16 protein-coding genes are annotated in these 16,494 nt (G+C 58.7%); 7 read left to right on the top strand and 9 right to left on the bottom strand.

What is annotated here, in order from left to right; translation table 11 throughout:
* Positions 1 to 6 precede the first annotated feature (6 nt).
* The 5 genes from NANH_RS0114385 to pip form a co-directional block, all read right to left on the bottom strand.
* Positions 7 to 627 (bottom strand): RNA-binding protein, encoded by a 621-nt coding sequence (locus NANH_RS0114385; RefSeq protein WP_027262674.1) that lies wholly within the window; start codon positions 625 to 627, stop codon positions 7 to 9.
* 22 nt (positions 628 to 649) lie between these two features.
* Entirely contained in the window at positions 650 to 2,281 is a 1,632-nt protein-coding gene (gene nusA / locus NANH_RS0114380) for a transcription termination factor NusA (protein WP_027262673.1), read from the bottom strand.
* Positions 2,281 to 2,868 (bottom strand): ribosome maturation factor RimP, encoded by a 588-nt coding sequence (gene rimP / locus NANH_RS0114375; protein ID WP_036050810.1) that lies wholly within the window; start codon positions 2,866 to 2,868, stop codon positions 2,281 to 2,283. The genes nusA and rimP overlap by 1 nt, the downstream gene beginning before the upstream one ends.
* A gap of 154 nt (positions 2,869 to 3,022) precedes the next feature.
* The gene (locus tag NANH_RS0114370; RefSeq protein ID WP_027262671.1) at positions 3,023 to 3,874 is read right to left on the bottom strand and encodes an ABC transporter substrate-binding protein; all 852 of its coding nucleotides are present in this window, start codon (positions 3,872 to 3,874) and stop codon (positions 3,023 to 3,025) included.
* A gap of 1 nt (position 3,875) precedes the next feature.
* A complete protein-coding gene (gene pip / locus NANH_RS0114365; protein WP_027262670.1) occupies positions 3,876 to 4,853 on the bottom strand; it encodes a prolyl aminopeptidase in 978 nt (325 codons plus the stop codon).
* A 49-nt stretch (positions 4,854 to 4,902) separates the two neighbouring features.
* Between pip and ubiG the strand changes: the two genes are divergently transcribed.
* Positions 4,903 to 5,649, top strand: a complete 747-nt coding sequence (ubiG, locus tag NANH_RS0114360) for a bifunctional 2-polyprenyl-6-hydroxyphenol methylase/3-demethylubiquinol 3-O-methyltransferase UbiG (RefSeq protein WP_027262669.1) — start codon at positions 4,903 to 4,905, stop codon at positions 5,647 to 5,649.
* 50 nt (positions 5,650 to 5,699) lie between these two features.
* Here ubiG and NANH_RS0114355 read toward each other — a convergent pair whose 3' ends face one another.
* Both NANH_RS0114355 and NANH_RS0114350 read right to left on the bottom strand, forming a co-directional pair.
* Positions 5,700 to 7,094 (bottom strand): aspartate aminotransferase family protein, encoded by a 1,395-nt coding sequence (locus tag NANH_RS0114355; RefSeq protein ID WP_027262668.1) that lies wholly within the window; start codon positions 7,092 to 7,094, stop codon positions 5,700 to 5,702.
* 62 nt (positions 7,095 to 7,156) lie between these two features.
* Positions 7,157 to 7,882, bottom strand: a complete 726-nt coding sequence (locus NANH_RS0114350; RefSeq protein WP_051372630.1) for a GntR family transcriptional regulator — start codon at positions 7,880 to 7,882, stop codon at positions 7,157 to 7,159.
* Positions 7,883 to 7,983: 101 nt separating this feature from the next.
* Here NANH_RS0114350 and NANH_RS0114345 point away from each other — a divergent pair, with 101 nt between their 5' ends.
* From NANH_RS0114345 to NANH_RS0114320, 6 genes are all read left to right on the top strand, one after another.
* Positions 7,984 to 9,069 carry a polyamine ABC transporter substrate-binding protein gene (locus tag NANH_RS0114345; RefSeq protein ID WP_027262666.1) on the top strand — a complete coding sequence of 362 codons (1,086 nt, stop codon included), beginning with the start codon at positions 7,984 to 7,986 and terminating at the stop codon, positions 9,067 to 9,069.
* Positions 9,070 to 9,134: 65 nt separating this feature from the next.
* Entirely contained in the window at positions 9,135 to 10,262 is a 1,128-nt protein-coding gene (locus NANH_RS0114340) for an ABC transporter ATP-binding protein (RefSeq protein WP_027262665.1), read from the top strand.
* Positions 10,262 to 11,143: an ABC transporter permease subunit gene (locus tag NANH_RS0114335; RefSeq protein WP_027262664.1), complete on the top strand. Its 882-nt coding sequence runs from the start codon at positions 10,262 to 10,264 to the stop codon at positions 11,141 to 11,143. Before NANH_RS0114340 ends, NANH_RS0114335 begins: the two co-directional genes overlap by 1 nt.
* Positions 11,144 to 11,213: 70 nt before the next feature.
* The gene (locus tag NANH_RS0114330; RefSeq protein WP_027262663.1) at positions 11,214 to 12,029 is read left to right on the top strand and encodes an ABC transporter permease; all 816 of its coding nucleotides are present in this window, start codon (positions 11,214 to 11,216) and stop codon (positions 12,027 to 12,029) included.
* On the top strand, positions 12,026 to 13,351 hold the full coding sequence (locus NANH_RS0114325) for an NAD(P)/FAD-dependent oxidoreductase (RefSeq protein WP_027262662.1): 1,326 nt from the start codon (positions 12,026 to 12,028) through the stop codon (positions 13,349 to 13,351). Before NANH_RS0114330 ends, NANH_RS0114325 begins: the two co-directional genes overlap by 4 nt.
* 76 nt (positions 13,352 to 13,427) lie before the next feature.
* Complete coding sequence (locus NANH_RS0114320) at positions 13,428 to 14,753, top strand: UDP-glucose dehydrogenase family protein (protein ID WP_027262661.1); 1,326 nt, start codon at positions 13,428 to 13,430, stop codon at positions 14,751 to 14,753.
* Positions 14,754 to 15,260: 507 nt separating this feature from the next.
* Here the strand turns inward: NANH_RS0114320 and NANH_RS29820 are convergent.
* Together NANH_RS29820 and NANH_RS0114310 are read right to left on the bottom strand one after the other, a co-directional pair.
* A complete protein-coding gene (locus NANH_RS29820; RefSeq protein ID WP_154665580.1) occupies positions 15,261 to 15,596 on the bottom strand; it encodes a transposase in 336 nt (111 codons plus the stop codon).
* Positions 15,597 to 15,819: 223 nt separating this feature from the next.
* On the bottom strand, positions 15,820 to 16,494 hold the full coding sequence (locus NANH_RS0114310) for a flagellar hook capping FlgD N-terminal domain-containing protein (protein WP_027262660.1): 675 nt from the start codon (positions 16,492 to 16,494) through the stop codon (positions 15,820 to 15,822).

Raw genomic sequence — 16,494 nt, 5'->3', positions numbered from 1 at the left:
AGCTTTTTATCCTTCCAAGCGGCCCTTGCCGCTTTCCGTTCCACGTACGCCCTGCAATCGCTGGGCCTCATTTACAACACGTTTGCTGAGTCCACCAGAGGCGAGCGCCGCATGTATCACAGTTTGGCGGCCAAAGGCCATTCCCAGTTCATCAGAGGTAAGCCAGCCGATATAATGCCCAAAGTGAGGCGTACTCAGTTTCGATTTTCCCCGCCCCGAACCGTCCACGGCCTGGATCAGAACCAGAGCTTCTTCCTTGGACAGCCAATCCTTGACCTTTTCATATCCGGCAACCGCATCGCCCGACTTGCGCGCCAGGCTGATCAGATCGACGGTGCGCCGCACCAATTGCCTTTCGACCTCGCCCACCAGATCTTCGGGCAGCTGTACCGGCTGCTTGAAGCCGCGCGCAAACAGCTTTTTCGCCACCGCCCGCTCCAGTGCGGCCCGGTCAGCGGCCACATAGACCCCGCGACCCGGCAGCTTCTCCAGAATATCCGGCACAACCCGCCCGTCAGGATCGGTTACGAACCGGACCAGGCCAAACTTTGGCTGCACCTCGCCCGTGGCAATGCACTTACGGTCTGGACCGTCGGATCGGTCTTTGGAGACGCCACCACGACTCATGCGGAACCCCTGAGGCCTGAGATCAGGCCTCAGCCTCCATGGTTTCTTCGCCATCGTCTTCGGCGAGCTCTTCTTCGCCATCGTCAGTCTCGAGATCGGCGGGATCAACCCAACCCAGCAGAATGCGCGCCGTCATGACCAGATTTTGGGCCTCTTCCAGCGTCACTTCAAACGGCTCGAGCAGCCCGTCGTCCTTGACCCGCTGGCCTTCTACCGTGGTCCAACCGCCAGCCAGCTCCCAATCGGCGCAAGTCGCAAAGTCTTCCAGGGTCTTGACCCCGTCCTTGGCCAACGCCTCGATCATCTGGGGTGTCAAGCCCTCGAATCCAACCAGACTGTCCTCGACACCCAGTGCGCGGGCATTTTCCAGCGCGGCCTTGGCTTGCGCCTCCAACACGTCACGGGCACGTGCCTGCAGTTCCTGCGCAGTGCTGTCGTCGACGCCATCAATGACCAGCAGTTCGTCCATCTCGACATAGGCGACTTCTTCCAGGCTGGTGAACCCTTCGGAAACCAGCAACTGGGCAAAGAACTCGTCCAGATCCAGCGTGTCCATGAACAGTTGCGTGCGCTGCTCGAATTCCTTTTGGCGACGCTTGCTTTCCTCTTCCTCGGTCATGATGTCGATATCCAGACCGGTCAGCTGGCTGGCCAACCGAACGTTCTGGCCGCGACGCCCGATCGCCAGGCTCAGCTGTTCCTCGGGTACCACGACTTCGATCCGCTCGGCTTCTTCATCCAGAACCACCTTGCTGACCTCGGCGGGTTGCAATGCATTCACCAGGAAGGTCGGCTGATCGTCGTTCCACGGGATGATGTCGATCTTTTCCCCCTGCAGCTCGTTCACGACGGCCTGCACACGGCTACCGCGCATACCGACGCAGGCACCGACCGGATCGATGCTGTTGTCATAGGAAATCACGGCGATCTTGGCGCGGCTGCCCGGATCACGGGCAACGGCCTTGATTTCAATGATGCCGTCATAGATTTCCGGCACCTCCATCTTGAACAGTTCGGCCATGAATTCCGGTGCCGTGCGGCTCAGGAAAATCTGGGGACCGCGCGGTTCGCGGCGTACATCCTTGATGTAGCAGCGGATACGGTCGTTGGGACGATAGCTTTCACGGCCGATCTTTTCGTTGCGGCGCAGGATCGCCTCTCCGGCACCGACGTCGACGATGACGTTGCCGTATTCCTCACGCTTGACCATGCCATTGATAATGGTTCCGGCGCGATCCTTGAATTCTTCGTACTGACGATCCCGCTCGGCTTCGCGCACGCGCTGCAGGATCACCTGCTTGGCGGATTGCGCCGCAATGCGGCCCATCTCGACCGGGGGCACTTCCTCGACAAACATGTCGCCAATGGCAGGATCTGCCATATATTGTTTGGCTTGCTCAACGGTGAACTCGGCCTGATAGTTTTCCAGATCTTCGTCGTCGACCACGGTGCGCACGCGAGTAAAGGTCGCTTTTCCGGTCTTGCGGTCGATGGACACCCGGATATCCATTTCCGCGCCATAGCGGCTCTTGGCGGCACGAGCGAGGCTTTCCTCCATCGCCTCGACCACCAGACCGGGGTCGATCATCTTTTCGCGGGCCACAGCCTCGGCTGTCTGCAACAGCTCCAGCTGGTTTGCGGATGTGATTGCCATCAGGTGTTCTCCTCTTCAGACGTGTCGGTCTGGATCTCGTCGAATTCGTCTTCGTTCAGCGCGCCCGCAGCTTTGCGCTGGCGCAGCATTTCCTTGATCAGGTCGTCGGTCAGCACCAGCTTGGCGTCGCTCAGCCAGTCAAACTTGAGCCCGATCGTCACAACTTCGCCGTCCTGGTCGATGTTGATCAAAACCTCGTCACCTTCAATCCCGGCAAGTTCGCCCTTGAAGCGACGACGCCCGTCGATCAACTCGTTCGTTTCCAGCTTGGCTTCATAGCCTTCGAATACGTCAAAGTCCTTGAGCCGGGTCAGGGGCCGATCAATTCCCGGACTGGACACTTCCAGCGTGTAGGTGTCCAGGATCGGATCCTCGACATCCAGCGTTGCACTGACAGCGTTGGAAATGGCGGCGCAATCGTCCACTTCGATACCGCCCTGAGCCTTGTCAGCCATGATTTGCAGGGTCGTCGATTTGCCCGACATCAGACGTACCCGCACCAGTTCGAACCCCATATCCTGAAGGACGGGGGTAATGATTTCGGCCAGTCGGCGGTCTATCGCTGCTTTTGCTATCAGGTCGTTCATCTTGTCTTTCTTGCCGGAGCGCGAGCACAAAAAAACGGGCTCGCGGCCCGTCATCGTATTCCGGTGGAGCTTCGGGCCCAGAGCCCGATGCGCCGCTGTTAAAGGCCATATACGCTCGCCGGCCAAAATCTGCAAGGGGCGATTTCCGCCTGAATTACACGGCCAGCCACCAGCGTTCCGCCAGCCGCGCGTCATCCAGGGGACCATGTGTGCCGATCGCCCGCGGCATGCCGATGGTTTTCTGCGCTGCAAACACCATGTCGCTGACCGATGGATGAAAGATCAGATCGTCCCGATCCCGCAAATCATCCGGTCTGGGCACCACCGCAACGTCAACAAACCCATCACGCAACGCCTCGGCCCGAACGGCGGCATCAGGTATCACCAGCGCTTCGATGCTGTCCAGCCAACCGGCGCGCCCGGCTTTGTAGTGGTGCGCCACCTTTCGACCCAGATAGTGACGGCCCGACTGCAGCCGCTCTGTACGATAGCATCCGGTACCGACGGCCTGATCCAGTGGCAGATCCACCTGCCCGTCGGGACAAATGATCAGATCCGGGCCTGCAAACAGGAACGGCAGGCCCGGATTGCCCTGTTTCAATTCCAACACGATCCGATGCGCCCCATCGACCCAGACGGTATCAAAGGATAGCCGCCCAAGCTCTTTGTGCGTATTCAGCGACGCGATCACATCCCGCACGGTCAGGGGCCGCCCATCATGAAATGTCACATCGGGGCGCAATTCGATACGCCAAGTCCGCGCATGGGTGTCAGCCCCCCATTTTGTCGCCAATTCGCCCTGCAGCGATCCATTGGCAGCCACTTCGGTCAGAGTGTCGAAAACGGCCCCGCGAACCAACCGATTCAGGCTGTCATCCTCGCGCGGCAAGGCCAGCCGCAGTCGTCCACCGGGACGCGGTGCCGCATCCAGTGACACGCCGGAGGCCGCCAGCAATGCCGCGGCGGCACCTGACGAGAACAGTGCACGACGATCCAGGCGTTTCACCTTATCCCTCCGCTTCGGCAATCTGGTCCATCACCCGCACCAGTTCAAGGCTGATGCCCGGTTCCGACAGGGCGTGACCCGCGTTACGGATCATCTTCAGTTCGGCGGCAGGCCACCGGGTGGCCAGACGCCAGGCCGAGGTCGGCGGGCAGATCATGTCATAGCGCCCCTGTACGATGATGCCCGGGATATGAGAGATCCGGTGCATGTTTTCGATGATCTGATCATCATTGTCCAAAAAGCCGTGGTTGATGAAATAGTGATTCTCGAGCCGGGCAAAGGCGCGCGCATATTCGCCCGGCCCTTCTCCCGATACGCCACTTGAATGAATCGAGGCCAGCGCATTTTCCCATGCCGACCAGGCGCGGCCAAAACGGATCTCCAGCGACAGGTCACCTGAAAACAGCCGCCGATGATAGGCCCCAATCAAATCGTCACGCTCGTCCACGGGCACCAGCGACACGAACCGCTCCCAGGTCTCGGGCCAGAACTTGCCGGCCCCTCCGCCATAGAACCAGTCCAGCTCGGCCCGGGTCATCAAAAAGACGCCGCGCAAGATCAGGTGGCGCACCCGATCCGGATGACTTTGCGCATAGATTAACGCCAGCGTAGCGCCCCAACTGCCGCCGAACACAAGCCATCTGTCGATATCCAGTTCGGTGCGAATCAGTTCGATATCGTCAACCAGATGCCAGGTGGTATTATCCTTGACCGAGGCATGCGGCCGAGACCGCCCACATCCGCGCTGATCGAACAGGACGACGCGATAAACCTCGGGATCGAAATAGCGCCTCATGGCGGGGCTGCACCCACCGCCCGGACCCCCATGCAGCACTACGACGGGGATACCATCGGGATTGCCGCATTGCTCGACATAGATCTTGTGACCCTGGCCAACACTTATCATCCGCTGATCGAAAGGATCGATTGGCGGGTGCAGATATTGAACTGCGCGCTTTTGGTCCGAGTGTTTGTCCATGAATGTCCTATATAGAAGCTGTCAGTATGAAAATCACATGGAGACAGGAATGCAAGCGCCACGAGACACGGTGGATCCCGCCGAAATCGCCAAATTCGAGGCGATGGCCGCCGAATGGTGGGATCCGGCAGGAAAATTCAAACCGTTGCACATGCTCAACCCCTGTCGTCTGGACTATATTACGGCACAAATAGCAGGCGAGTTCGACCGTGACCTAACGGCGCAACAGCCATTTTCCGGTCTGCGCCTGCTGGATATCGGCTGTGGCGGCGGGTTGCTGTCCGAACCGATGGCGCGTCTGGGCGCAGAGGTGGTCGGAGCCGACGCAGCGGCAGGCAACATCCCGGTGGCACAGGTGCATGCCGCGCAATCCGGACTGGCCATCGACTATCGCCACACCACCGCCGAAGCACTGGCCGAGGCGGGTGAACAATTCGATGTGATTCTGAACATGGAGGTCGTCGAACACGTTGCCGATCCCCTGGCCTATCTTACCGCCTGCCAGACCCTGTTAAGGCCGGGCGGGTTGCACATTTGTTCGACCATCAACCGCAATCCGAAATCCTATATGGTTGCCATTGTCGGAGCCGAGGTGGTGATGCGATGGCTGCCGCGCGGCACACATGAGTGGTCCAAGTTCATCACTCCGGACGAGTTGTACGAGCTGCTGTCCCGCGCCCGACTGACGCCGGTCGATCGGAAGGGTTTCGTCTTTAACCCGGCGACCTGGAGCTGGAGCCTGTCGGTGCGCGACCTGAGCGTGAACTATGTTACCGCCAGCACCAAGGCGGCCTGACCCGCGTATGCCCCGCACGGGTTGGGACGGCAGAGCCGCCCCGCTGCCATTCAGGCGGCCTTGAACAAGCCCTGTTTCTGGATCTCGGCATAGGTTTCGTCCAGCGCCCTGGTTGCGCGCGCAACCAAAGTGTCGATTTCCTCGGGCCGGATCACCAGCGGCGGCGAAATAATCATCCGGTCCCCAACGTGGCGCATGATCAGGTTGTTGGCGAAACACCGCTCGCGGCAGATATATCCGACCGCACCTGCGTCACCGGCAAAGGCGGCGCGGCTGTCCTTGTCAGGGGTCAGGGCGATGGTCCCCATCAACCCGATGCTGCGTGCTTCGCCCACCAGCGGATGATCGGCCAGGCCTTTCCACGCTTTCTCAAGATAGGGCGCGGCGATGTTGCGCACATGGCCTATGATGTCTTCCTCTTCCAGAATACGCAGGTTCTCCAGCGCCACGGCTGCGGCAACCGGGTGGCCGGAATAGGTATAGCCGTGGTTGAATTCGCCGGACCCGATGACATCCGCGATCTCATCGCTGACAATCGAGCCGCCAATCGGCGCATAGCCCGAGCTGAGGCCCTTGGCGATGGTCATGATATCGGGGCGGATATTCATGGTCTGACTGCCAAACCAGTTTCCGGTGCGCCCGAATCCGCAGATCACCTCGTCGGCAATCAACAGGATCTCGTATTTGTCACAGATGCGCTGAATTTCGGGCCAATAGGTTTGCGGCGCAATGACCACACCGCCGGCGCCCTGCACGGGCTCGGCAATAAATGCGGCAACACGGTCTTCGCCCAGCCGCTCAATGGCTTCTTCGAGCTCGCGTGCGCGGGCCAGGCCGAACTCTTCGGGGCTCAGATCGCCACCCTCGGCCCACCAATGCGGTTGATTGATATGGTGTATATCGGGGATCGGCAGGCCACCCTGTTCATGCATGTATGTCATGCCGCCCAAGCTGCCGCTGCCCACGGAAGAGCCGTGATAAGCATTCTTGCGGCTGATGATGATCGATTTTCCCGGCTTGCCTTTCATCGCCCAATAAGTGCGTACCATGCGGATATTGGTATCGTTCGCCTCGGACCCCGATCCGGCAAAAAACACGTGGTTCAGATCGCCCGGTGCCAGCTCGGCCAATTTGGCGGACAGCGCGATGGCCGGAACGTGAGTGGTCTGGAAAAATGTGTTGTAGAAAGGAAGTTCGCGCATCTGCCGTGCCGCCACCTGGGCCAACTCGTCGCGACCATAGCCGATGTTGACGCACCACAGCCCGGCCATCGCATCCAGAAAGCTGTTCCCCTCACTGTCGGTCAGGGTCACGCCCTGGGCACGGGTAATGACGCGCGCACCTTTTTCAGCCAGCTCGTTGCCCGCAGTAAACGGATGCATGTGATGCGCAGAGTCAAGCGCCTGCAATTCGGCGGTGGGCATGTGATTTGTAATGGCGGACATGGCAGCGGCTCCGGTTTAAGGTTCGCCTCAAAATATGATCAAATCTTTCTATGTCAATCGAATCAGTCGATCCGCGTCAGGGCGGCGGCGATTTGCTCCATTCCCTGTTCCAGATCCAGCACGATCGCCTGGCCCGCCGCCTCTGCGTCGCCGCTGCGCAGAGCGTTCAGCAGATCCTTGTGGCGGTCCGGCAGGCTTTGGGTGCCAAAGCGGCCGCAGACCACCCGCAGCGACGGTCCAAACTGCAACCACAACCGATCCGCGATCCCAGCCAGTACCGGTGCCTGGGCCTGGCTGTAAAACACATGATGAAACTGATAATTCTGCCTCAGATAATCGCCGACATCGCCCGTGGCTATGGCCGCATCCAGTGCAGCATCGATCTGTTGCAGCCGTTTGATCGTCGTGCGGTTCATTTGCTGTGTAGCGCGGCGGGCAAGTTCGTATTCAACTGTTTTTCTTAGGAAAGTTATCTGTTCAATACTCGAAGCATCCAACTGCGGAACGCTGACGCGGCGGTTGCCTTGAAACACCAGCGCCCCTTCCGAAATCAGCTTGCGTATCGCTTCGCGGACCGGGGTCATACCTGCATCCAGCGCCACCGTCAGCCCCTGGATCGTGACGGCCTGGCCAGGGGCGATTTCACCAAACAGAATCCGCCCGCGCAGCTGCTGATAGACCCTTTCGTGGGCCGGCATCTGGGCGGTGGTCTGATCGGCGGCAATAAGGTCGGTTCTTGGCACGGTCCGTGGCCTTGCGTTACTTGGCGGCAAGCTTGCTTGAGTCATCAACTCCTGCATGAGACCACATCCACGATTGCAAATGAAGACAAAACTTGATCAAATAAATTTAGCCGATACCAAAATCGGCACATCAACGGGAGTTACTCATGAAATTTTGCGCGCTGACACTCACAGCCGTTTTTGCACTGGGCGGCGCAGCTGTCTTTGCCAACGAAGTCAGGGTCTACAATTGGTCGGACTATATCGACGAAGACCTGCTGACCAAGTTCGAAGAAGAGACCGGCATTGACCTGATCTATGACGTGTTCGACAGCAATGAGGTTCTGGAAACCAAAATGCTGGCTGGTGGGTCGGGTTACGATGTGGTCGTACCGTCAGGGACATTTCTGCAGCGCCAGATTACGGCCGGCGCTTTCCAGAAACTGGATCCAGCCAAGTTGCCCAATCTGACCAATATGTGGAACGTGGTGTCCGAGCGCACGGAACAATACGATCCCGAAAATGCCTATTCCATAAACTATATGTGGGGCACGACGGGCATAGGGGTGAATGTCGGCAAAGTGACCGAACTGCTGGGCGAAGACGCCCCGATCAATTCTCTGGACCTGATTTTCAAACCCGAGAATATGGAAAAACTGGCCGCGTGCGGCGTGCATTTCCTGGATGCACCGGCCGAGATGATTCCGATGGCGCTGAAATACCTGGGCGAAGATCCCGACAGCCACGACAAGGACGTGATCGCGCGCGCCGAAGAAGCGTTCATGCCGATCCGCCCCTATATCCAGAAATTCCACAGCAGCGAATACGTCAACGCGCTGGCAAATGGCGATATCTGCGTTGCCGTGGGCTGGTCCGGCGATATCCTGCAGGCACGTGACCGCGCGATCGAGGCCGACAACGGCGTCGAGATCGCCTATCACGCCGCCACGGAAGGCGCGCAGATGTGGTTTGACCAGATGGCGATCCCGGTGGATGCGCCCAACCCGGACGCCGCGCATGTGTTCCTGAACTTCATCATGGACGCGCAGAACATGGCGACGGCTTCGAACTATGTCTATTATGCCAATGGCAACAAGGCGAGTCAGGAGTTCCTGGTCGAAGACGTCATCGGCGATCCGGCAATCTATCCGGACGAAGATACGTTGAATAATCTGTTCACCACCCGGCCCTATCCGGCCAAGGTTCAGCGCGTCGTGACCCGGCTGTGGACCAAGATCAAGTCCGGGACCTGAACAACACTGCACAAGGCGGGCCGAAGGGTCCGCCTTTTTGACGCGCACAGACTGGGAGACCGAACGTGCAAACAGCCGAATTCGCACCGTGGGAGGATCCACAGCAAAAGCCCCTGATCCGCTTTCAGAACGTGACCAAACGATTTGGCGAATTCACCGCCATCCACGACCTGTCCCTGGATATTTTTGAGCGGGAGTTTTTTGCCCTGCTGGGACCATCGGGATGTGGCAAGACCACGATGATGCGAATGCTGGGAGGGTTCGAAACCCCGACCGAAGGGCGGATCGAACTGGCCGGGCAGGACATCGGCCCGGTCCCGCCCAACAAGCGGGCAACGAATATGATGTTCCAGTCCTATGCGCTGTTTCCGCATCTGTCGGTCTGGGACAACATTGCCTTTGGGCTGCGCCGGGACAAGAAATCCAAGGAGCAGGTGGCCGCCCGCGTCGAAGAGATGTTGAAACTGACCCGGCTCGAGAAATTTTCCCGCCGCAAGCCGCACCAGATTTCCGGCGGTCAGCGCCAACGCGTCGCGCTCGCACGGTCGCTGGCAAAGGCCCCGAAACTGCTGTTACTGGATGAACCGCTGGGCGCGCTGGACAAGAAGCTGCGCCAGGATACCCAGTTCGAATTGATGGACATCCAGGAAACCACCGGCACCACGTTCGTCATCGTCACCCACGATCAGGAAGAGGCGATGACCGTTGCCAGCCGGGTTGCGGTGATGGACGAAGGGCGGTTGATGCAGGTCGCCACCCCGGCGCGAATCTATGAAACTCCCGAGAGCGTCTATGTCGCCGACTTTATCGGCGACGTGAACATCGTCCACGGCAAGGCGACGGCAAGCGGCAAGGAACAGTATCGCATCGACTGGTCCGACACCCTGCCCCCTCTGACTGCAACCTCGGCAAAACCGTTCTCGGACGGGCAGGACTGTCACCTGGCGATCCGGCCTGAAAAGGTGGCAATCTCGACCGAACGGCCCGAAGCGGCCGACAATGTGGTGCAGGGAACAGTGCATGACATCGCCTATCTGGGCAACCTGTCGACCTATCATGTCGCGCTGCCCGGCGGCACCATTATCAAGGCGCAAACCGCCAATACGCGCCGGATCTCGCGGCGTCACATCACATGGGAGGATCCGGTCTGGCTGTCGTGGACAGCAACCGCCGGCGTCCTGTTGGCAGAATAATGCGCCGATTTGTCCTGATCTCGGTTCCCTACCTGTGGCTGCTGCTGCTGTTTCTGATCCCGTTCATCATCGTCCTGAAAATCTCGTTGTCTGACACGGCTTTGTCGATCCCGCCCTATGCACCGGCGCTGGATTGGGCCGAGGGGATCGGCGCGTTTCTAGGTCAACTGGATTTTGAGAACTTTGTCTGGCTGACCGAAGACGACCTCTATTGGAAAGCCTATCTCAGCAGTCTCTGGATCGCGCTGGTTTCGACCGCGTTTACCCTGTTGTTCGGCTATCCGATTGCATATGGTATGGCGCGCGCGCCCGAAGAATGGCGTCCGACGCTGATGATGCTGGTGATCCTGCCCTTCTGGACCAGCTTTCTGATCCGGGTCTACGCCTGGATGGGGATCCTCAGCAACGAAGGGTTTCTGAACCAGTTGCTGTTGTGGCTGGGCATCGTCGACACACCCCTTACGATCCTGAACACCAACACAGCCGTCTATATCGGCATCGTCTACACCTATCTGCCTTTCATGATCCTGCCGATCTACGCTGCGCTGGACCGGCTGGACGGATCGCTGATCGAGGCCGCCGAGGATCTGGGATGCTCGCGTCTGCTGGCCTTCTGGCTGGTGACCATCCCGCTCAGCCGCAATGGGATCGTCGCCGGCTGCTTTCTTGTCTTTATTCCGGCCCTGGGGGAATTCGTGATTCCCTCGCTTCTGGGCGGATCGGGCACTCTGATGATCGGCAAGGTTCTGTGGGAAGAGTTCTTTTCCAACCGCGACTGGCCGGTCGCCTCGGCAGTGGCAGTCGTATTGCTGCTGATCCTGGTGATCCCAATCGTCCTCTTCCAGCGCAACCAGCAAAAGCAGGCGGAGGCCGAACAATGATACACCTCCACCGAACACGCAACGATATCCCCGCTGAGCCTTCCCTGATTCCGGCGACAAGAGGCAAACCATGCGCCTGAGTTGGTTCAATGTAGTTTCGCTGACCCTTGGGTTTGCCTTTCTGTACATTCCAATGGTCATCCTGGTGATATTCAGCTTCAATGAAAGCAAACTGGTGACCGTCTGGGCCGGCTTCTCGACCAAATGGTACGGTGAGTTGGTGCAAAACGAGGCATTTCTGAACGCTGCCTGGGTGACCGTAAAAGTCGCTGTTTTCTCTTCGACGCTTGCCACCGTTCTGGGCACCATGGCCGCCTATGTGCTGATCCGCGGAGGGCGCTTTTTGGGCCGTACGCTGTTTTCCGGCATGATCTATGCGCCGTTGGTGATGCCCGAAGTGATTACCGGCCTGTCACTCCTCTTGCTGTTCATTGGTCTGGGGCTGGACCGTGGCGTGCTGACAGTCGTGCTGGCGCATACCACATTTTCGATGTGCTACGTTTCGGTGGTCGTGTCGTCGCGGCTCGCCACGTTTGACAGATCGCTCGAAGAAGCCGCGTTGGATCTCGGTTGCTCCCCCATGGAAGCGTTTCGCCTTGTAACTCTGCCAATCATCGCTCCTGCGGTGATTTCAGGTTGGCTGCTGGCGTTTACCCTGTCTCTGGACGATCTTGTGATCGCGTCCTTTACCACCGGTCCTTCCGCAACCACATTGCCGATCAAGATATTCTCGGCCGTTCGCCTTGGCGTCAGCCCGGAAATCAATGCACTGTCGACAATCATGATTGCCATTGTCACCGTCGGCGTGATCACCGCCTCTCTGATTTCAAAGCGCAGCCTTGTACGTCAGAAGAAAGATGAGCAACAGGCCATACGTACGCAGTGAAACGGATCTTTGCAGAGTTTGCCTATGGCCCGGGCCCCCGCGCCGGTTGCTGGTGGGATGAAACCATTGCCGCACCAGCCTGGCCGGTTCTGCAAGGGGCAGTGCACGCGGATGTCGCGATCATCGGCGCCGGTTTTACCGGGCTATCGGCCGCACTGCATCTCGCCGAAGCGGGTGCCACGGTCGCCGTTCTCGAAGCCGGCCCTCCTGGTTGGGGTGCATCAGGTCGCAACGGCGGCTTTTGTTGTCTTGGCGGCGCGCGGATTGGCGCAACCGCCCTGACGCGTAAGTATGGCCATGACGCTGCGCGGAGTTATTTCCAGGCCGAAAAGGATGCCGTCGATCTGGTCGGCCAGCTGTTGAAGCGCCATAATATACAAGCAGACCTTCATTCCAATGGCGAAACCCAGATGGCCCATCGCGCCCGCGACATGAATGGGTTGCGCGCTGCGGCCGAAACACTTTGGCGCAACGGGGGTTCGGCCGAATTGATCGAAGCCGCAGATCTGCCCGCCGCTGGTATGGCCGGACCGTTTCATGGCGCTTTAACGACGAAAGTTGGCTTTGCATTGAATCCGCGCAAATATCTGTTCGGACTGTCCAGAGCCGCCCAGGCACATGGCGCGATCCTGCACCGGGACAGCCCCGCGCAGCGGATCGAGCGGCATGGGGCATCCTATCGGATCGCCACCCGTCAAGGGCACGTTTTGGCGCCAACTGTGCTCATTGCCACCAATGGGTATTCCAGCGAAGACCTGCCCACATGGTTGGCCGGACGCTACATGCCAAGCCAATCCAATGTCCTTGTAACCCGTCCGCTGACAGATGAAGAGATCGCCGCACAAGGCTGGAACAGCGATCAGATGGCATATGATACGCGCAATCTGCTGCACTATTTTCGCCTGATGCCCGATCGGCGCTTTCTGTTCGGCATGCGCGGTGGATTGATGTCTTCGCCCCGGGCAGAACGGCGCGCCCAATACGGCACGCGGCGCAATTTCGAACAGATGTTCCCGGCCTGGCGCGATGTCCCCTCACCCTGGCAATGGTCCGGTATGGTCTGCCTGTCCCGCCACCGTGTTCCGTACGTCGGTCCGGTTCCGGACCACCCGGGTATGTTTGCAGGACTGGCCTATCATGGCAACGGCATCGCCATGGGCAGCTATGCGGGACGCGTGCTGGCTGATCTCGCCCTGTCACGCGAACCTGCAACGCCCTGCCTGTCAGTAATCGCATCGCCAATGAAACGCTTTCCATTTGGCAGTTTACGCCGGGTATTGATGCCTGCGGCATACCTTTTTTACGGCTTGCACGATATCTGAATCCGGGGGTTCGGCATGTTGACAGGCCGGTTATCCTGCACCAAGGGTTCAAAGGGCTGGGCAAGAGGTTTGAGGCATGAAAATTGCGATGATTGGAACCGGATATGTCGGGCTGGTTTCCGGCGTGTGCTTATCGGATTTCGGTCATAATGTAGTCTGCGTGGACAGCGACGCCAGAAAAATCGCGCTGCTGCGGACGGGCAAAGTCCCAATCTATGAACCCGGATTGGACGATTTGATGGTCCGGAATGTCGAAGCGGGCCGCTTGTCCTTTTCCGACGACCTGAACGCCGCCGTGAACGGCGCCGCCGCTGTCTTTATTGCGGTCGGCACCCCAACCCGACGCGGCGATGGCCACGCGGACCTGACCTATGTGACCGCGGCAGCAAAAGAGATCGCCGCCGCCCTGACCGATTATGCGGTTGTGGTTACCAAGTCGACAGTACCTGTCGGCACAAACCGCATGGTCAAGCAGGTCATCACGGAATCCAATCCGGGCGCTGAATTCGACGTCGCTTCGAACCCCGAGTTTTTGCGTGAAGGGGCCGCAATTGACGATTTCATGCGCCCCGATCGCATCGTGGTCGGGGTTCAGAATCAACGCGCCGCTGAGGTGATGAATGACATCTACCGTCCGCTCTACCTGCGCGATTTTCCGATCCTGAACACCGATCTGGAAAGCGCCGAAATGATCAAATACGCCGCTAATGCGTTTCTGGCGACCAAAATAACCTTTATCAATGAAATCGCTGCGTTGTGCGAACGCACCGGGGCAGACATCAAATTCGTCAGCCAAGGCATGGGGTTGGACGGGCGTATTGGCAGCAAGTTCCTGCACGCCGGACCAGGATTTGGCGGCTCTTGCTTTCCTAAGGATACGAGGGCATTGGCTCGGATTGGTCAGGAATTCGGCCTGCCAATGCAGATTACGGAAACGGTGATCAAGGTAAATGAAGAACTGCGCCGCCGTATGGTCGGCAAGGTGATGGACATGTTGGACGGTCATGTTGCTGGCAAGACAATCGCGGTGCTGGGGGTGACGTTCAAACCCAACACCGACGATATGAGAGAGTCGCCCTCCCTGACGGTCATTCCCGCGTTGATCGGCGCCGGGGCCAAGGTGCGCGTGGTTGATCCCCAAGGCCAGCGGGAAGGTGTCGACCTGCTGCCCGGCGTGCACTGGTTTGCCGATGCCTACAAAGCCGCGAAAAATGCTGATGCTCTGGTGATTCTGACCGAGTGGAATGAATTCCGTGCGCTGGATCTAAAACGATTGGCAAAACGAATGGCATATCCGGCCCTGGCCGATTTGCGAAACATCTATTCGGCCCGTGACGCGCGACGCGCCGGATTTTCCCGCTATGTGTCCGTCGGGCGGGCAGATTATACCGCCGATACCTGAGCGACCGACGTCAGAGAGCTTTTGTTGGCTACGCGCCTCTCGCTACAACCGATTTTGCGCTGTCTCAAGGTTTGGTTCATCCTTCCGAAACGGTCGGGAATTTGACCACCAAAAGTTTTGACTGAACACCTAGCAAATCGCCTGCCGGGTAACGGTACGTGGCGCTCCCGTGACGAACTTGCCCCATGTCGCTTCCTTCCAGTCCTGAAAAAGGATCGCACCATCAAACCATGGGATCAAACGCCCAGCTGCCCCTTTCCCTGGCGGACTTGTCCCACGACCGTCTGTGACGGGTATTCCGGGTGCGGTGCAGCCGTTCTTAACGGCGATACGGACCTGGACCTCGAAAATCTGGCGTTCGAAGCCCCCGCCATGAGGCGCTGCCCCAGCAGTTTCATGCAGCGCATCTTCGTCTCGACCCTGCTTTGTCGGTGGTACCCGCTCCAGTTTCGCCAGTGCGCGCGACCAAGGCATTTCGTAGATCGCAGAGCCTCGTTTCTGGCCATCTCACCTGCAGTAATGGCTTTGAACGGGTTGGCATTTTGCGGGCGGGATAACGGCATTCGCACCCCTGTCGGCAATTGCATCGTGGCACTTGCGTGTGTCACAGGCACCGTCAGCGGTGACGGTGCGATCTCTTTGCCGGCTGGGGTCTGGCGGGGCAGATCGGCGAGAACCGGCGCGTCGCCAGTGTGGTCCCCCCCTGATCTCAAAGGCCCGAACCTCCAGTGTGCGCTCGTCGGTCCCGAGATGGATTTTGCGCCAAACGCGTCGTTTGGGACCGCCATGCTTGCCTGCGGTCCACTCGTCTTCAAGCCCCAGACTGTCAACGAGCCGCAGCACTCGAGCGCTTCAATATAGACCAGCCAGATCTTGGTCTTGTAGGTAGGGGGTGTTGGTCTGCTCATGTTTCCCAGCTACCGCACTGGATTGACGACAAGAATCCCTCCCGGGATTTATGCACAGGACCCACCATCAGCCGAAATTTATAGTCAATGGCCGAGAAGACATTCGCAGGCGACACAAAGCTAGATTTCAGACCTCGACACATCCCGATCTGACAGGATCAACTTGGTTCGCGCAATGCCGTTACCGAAGTGGAAGGAATGGCTTGGCCGCCGTCGAGAACCAATACAATTTCTCCATCCTGGATCTGCGCCTCGGTGATGCGACCATAGATTTCTGCTGGCTCAGATTGGATCATCTTGCCATTAGCGTAGCTTTCGACCGAAAAGCTGTAAGTTCCGTTCTTAAAAGGCGAGCCCCCATCATCCACGCCAGCCCATTGGACAGGAGCCGTAGTAGTGGGGATACTCAAACGCTGTACCTCCTTGCCCTGGACGTCGGACACAACCAAAAAGGCTTGATCGGCTGTCCGAGCGGGATTGGGTGCGATCGTAATCGGTTGCCCGCTGAATTCCATGGGTGTCTGCGCTCTGGCCTCCATTCCGACCCAACCTGCCACCGACGCCATACTTCCCGACCCTAGCTGCATAAGCAGAGCAGACAGATTGTCGTTGGTCTGAACTTGCTGTTCGACCATCGAGAATTGCGCCAGCTGAGCCGAGTATTCCGTCGAATCAATCGGCTCTAACGGGTCTTGATACTTGGCCTGCGCTGTCAGCATCTTGAGGAACGTTTCAAAATCCGAAGTCAAACCGCTTGCTTTTGGAGTAGCCGTCTTAGAGGGCGTTGCCCCCGCAGAGGGAGTGGACGCTGTCGAATTTGTGGAGTCAATCAT

The sequence above is a fragment of the Sedimentitalea nanhaiensis DSM 24252 genome, assembly GCF_000473225.1.
Classification (GTDB): Bacteria; Pseudomonadota; Alphaproteobacteria; order Rhodobacterales; family Rhodobacteraceae; genus Sedimentitalea; species Sedimentitalea nanhaiensis.
Note: the sequence above shows the minus strand (reverse complement) of the source record. Positions and strands in the feature narration are given on the sequence as shown.

Bases quoted from the DNA above. Each gene is read 5' to 3' on its own strand.
- NANH_RS0114310 (WP_027262660.1), bottom strand. From the start codon at position 16,494: ATGATTGACTCCACAAATTCGACAGCGTCCACTCCCTCTGCGGGGGCA.
- nusA (WP_027262673.1), bottom strand. From the start codon at position 2,281: ATGGCAATCACATCCGCAAACCAGCTGGAGCTGTTGCAGACAGCCGAG.
- NANH_RS0114335 (WP_027262664.1), top strand. From the start codon at position 10,262: ATGCGCCGATTTGTCCTGATCTCGGTTCCCTACCTGTGGCTGCTGCTG.
- NANH_RS0114320 (WP_027262661.1), top strand. From the start codon at position 13,428: ATGAAAATTGCGATGATTGGAACCGGATATGTCGGGCTGGTTTCCGGC.
- NANH_RS0114330 (WP_027262663.1), top strand. From the start codon at position 11,214: ATGCGCCTGAGTTGGTTCAATGTAGTTTCGCTGACCCTTGGGTTTGCC.
- ubiG (WP_027262669.1), top strand. From the start codon at position 4,903: ATGCAAGCGCCACGAGACACGGTGGATCCCGCCGAAATCGCCAAATTC.
- NANH_RS0114350 (WP_051372630.1), bottom strand. From the start codon at position 7,882: ATGACTCAAGCAAGCTTGCCGCCAAGTAACGCAAGGCCACGGACCGTG.
- rimP (WP_036050810.1), bottom strand. From the start codon at position 2,868: ATGAACGACCTGATAGCAAAAGCAGCGATAGACCGCCGACTGGCCGAA.
- NANH_RS0114385 (WP_027262674.1), bottom strand. From the start codon at position 627: ATGAGTCGTGGTGGCGTCTCCAAAGACCGATCCGACGGTCCAGACCGT.
- pip (WP_027262670.1), bottom strand. From the start codon at position 4,853: ATGGACAAACACTCGGACCAAAAGCGCGCAGTTCAATATCTGCACCCG.
- NANH_RS0114345 (WP_027262666.1), top strand. From the start codon at position 7,984: ATGAAATTTTGCGCGCTGACACTCACAGCCGTTTTTGCACTGGGCGGC.
- NANH_RS0114355 (WP_027262668.1), bottom strand. From the start codon at position 7,094: ATGTCCGCCATTACAAATCACATGCCCACCGCCGAATTGCAGGCGCTT.